The organism is Sporolactobacillus shoreae (assembly GCF_004684935.1).
In the GTDB taxonomy this organism is placed as follows: domain Bacteria; phylum Bacillota; class Bacilli; order Bacillales; family Sporolactobacillaceae; genus Sporolactobacillus; species Sporolactobacillus shoreae.
Genome location: NZ_SRJD01000052.1, coordinates 1 through 2,650, shown reverse-complemented (window position 1 = coordinate 2,650; position 2,650 = coordinate 1). Strand labels below are relative to the sequence as shown.

The following is a 2,650-nucleotide window of genomic DNA, read 5'->3' as shown; positions in this document are numbered from 1 at the left end:
TGTAATTGTCAATTGAAAAATCCCCCACATCGTCATTAAAAATTCCCCCACCTTATATTTGATTAAGCAGGGAAATTGAAATCCAAAAGTTAAAACGGATCTAATCCCAGTTGAAGATTTTCCCTTTTAGATCTTCAATCTGGATTTCCTCTTTTCATGATCCACTTTTTAAAGCCTAATTGAACTGTTGCTCCTTCAGCCATTCCTTTGTTTCTTTCATCCTGTAAGAATTTCCGTTCATATTGACCAGATAGGCCTGATGCGTCAATCGGTCGATCATTGCGGCGGTCATCACAGGATCCTGAAAGATCTCTCCCCATCTTTCAAACGACAGATTAGTGGTAATGATTGTTGATTTCCGTCCAGCCCGAAGAGACAGATGGGTGAAAAGCAGCTCGGCACCTTCCTTGTCAAAAGAAATATAGCCAAGTTCATCAACAATAACCAAATCGTATTTCTCAAAACGCATCTGGAAACTGCGTAGCGTCTTTTCCGAACGGCATTCTTTCATCTGATTGATGAGCAGAGGCACTGTGGTAAACCAAACACGATAGCCGACCTCACAGGCCTTAATCCCGAGCCCAATGGCGGTATGGGTTTTTCCTGTCCCGGGATTACCGGCCAGAATAAGATTCCGTCCTTCCTCAATAAATTTAAGTGTCTTAAGCAAATGATATTTTTTCTGTGCGTCCTCTGGAAGATCCGTAACTGATAAATCTTCCAGATACTTCTTGTACGGAAATTCTGCCCGCCTGATTCGATTATACTGAGCCGTTGCCCGTCGGGCATCCCATTCTTTCTGCAGGAGTTGGACAAGAAAAGCCTCATAATTCATATCCTGCTGCACGGCATCTTCAATATCTTTCTGAAAGCACTGGCGAATCGTCGGCAATTTAATATCCCGGCAGTATTGTAAAATTTGTTCCGTCTGATCTTCGTGATGGCTCATCGAACTTCCTCCAGTTGGCCTACAGTTTCTGTATGAAAGAGTTCATCATACAGTTTGAGATGCATCTCCGCCTGCTTATGGATCGCTCGTGTTTCTTCCGATCCCGAAGGGAGAACCTGTTTTTCTACCTGGTTCCTCGCACAGAGGATCTTGATTTTATCCGTCGTGACATGGCTGGGATGAATTCGGAAAAGCGTCCGGATACTTTGTTCCACTTCACTCAGCGAAACGCCACTCTTAATGTACTGAATCAGTTCTATAAATTCTCGCTCATGGTTGATATAATAAGTGTGATAAATGGATTGAATTCTTTGATCTGCCTGCTGCAGGGCTGTGCTACCAGCCAATGCACCGGGCTTTTTCATTAGCGTCCGGACATAATGATCCAGATGCAGGCTCCACTCATGGTTACCAGCCAAACGTTGATGTTCCGCTATTTTCTCTCCGTCGTAATAACACTGGATCCGATTAGTGTAAATCTTTACGTGGACCATTTCACCCACGAGATGGTCCGGAACGGAGTAATGGCTTTGATCAATGACAAGGGTCGCATATTTGTCCACTCGGGCATCCACACATCGTGCGGCATCAAACGGCGGACGGAGAGGAAGAAAGTAGGCTTGTTCGGTTTTCAAACAAGCATGAGCCGTCTGACTTTCACGTTCAGGCTGAGACTTTTCATTCAATCGTTCGCAAACCGAATAAAGATAAATATTTGCCTCTTCAAGCGTTTCAAAAGAATCCCGAAAGGCGAAGGCCTTCCTACGAACTACTTCAACACCTCGTTCCACATGGCCTTTTTCATTTCCCTTACGGATATTGCAGAAACGAAAACCGAAGCCATAATAGAGGGAGAGCTTGAGCAGACCTTCGGTTGGCTCCTTTTCGCTTTTTCCAACGAATCGTCTGACGGCAACCCTCATGTTGTCATAGACCAGGGTTCGGTACACACCGCCTGCTTCCTGGAAGAACAGGGCATGGGCTTCCTGAAAACATTCGGTTTTCTGTTTTGTAAAAAGATAGGCCATTCGATAGTTGCCATAAGCCGATGTGAAAACCGCCATCTGAAGGTTTCTTAAGTGGCCTGCAATGGAGATGTTGACTTCACCCCAGTCAAACTCGCAGATATCCCCGGGTTGATAGAATCCCTTGATATAAGCTTCTTTTACCTTTTTCTCCAGTTGTCGGATGGTTCGAAGAACCGTACTATAACTGACCTTCATCCCTCCTTCGACGAGTGCCTCATAAATGTCCATAACCTTTTTCTGTTGTTTATAAAGTCCCTTTGCTCGTTTTTCCTTATTTTCCTGAAGGTAACCCTTGATCTTTTCTTTCATTTCTTCAGTCAGAACACGTTTTCTTCGGACACCAGAAGGATACCTTGGGGTTTCAACCAACTCCTGAATCAATTCACTTCGGTCTACAGAAACATTCATTTCTTCCAGCTCATTTAACTTCTGCTCATAAGATTGGATATATTTCCGGATGGTTTTACGGGCAATGCCTGTCATTCTCGCAATCTCTCTTTGAGACTTTCCCTCCCTCAGGTACATTAATAGAATTTCCTGTTTCTGCTTCAAAGTCATCATCATCCCAATCTCCCCACAACAAGACATCACATTACTTATTGTGGGTTTATTTATACTAGAGTGGGGGAATTTTTAATGACTTTGGTGGGGTACTTTTAAATTACTACATACA

2 protein-coding genes are annotated in these 2,650 nt (G+C 43.7%); both read right to left on the bottom strand.

What is annotated here, in order from left to right; all coding sequences use genetic code 11:
* Positions 1-175: 175 nt before the first annotated feature.
* Entirely contained in the window at positions 176-949 is a 774-nt protein-coding gene (gene istB, locus E4665_RS17945) for an IS21-like element helper ATPase IstB (RefSeq protein WP_135350173.1), read from the bottom strand.
* Entirely contained in the window at positions 946-2,538 is a 1,593-nt protein-coding gene (gene istA / locus E4665_RS17940) for an IS21 family transposase (protein WP_135350172.1), read from the bottom strand. The genes istB and istA overlap by 4 nt, the downstream gene beginning before the upstream one ends.
* Positions 2,539-2,650: the final 112 nt, after the last annotated feature.

What these genes read in the sequence shown, in the direction of transcription:
- istB (WP_135350173.1), bottom strand. Translation starts at nt 949, where the DNA reads ATGAGCCATCACGAAGATCAGACGGAACAAATTTTACAATACTGCCGG.
- istA (WP_135350172.1), bottom strand. Translation starts at nt 2,538, where the DNA reads ATGATGACTTTGAAGCAGAAACAGGAAATTCTATTAATGTACCTGAGG.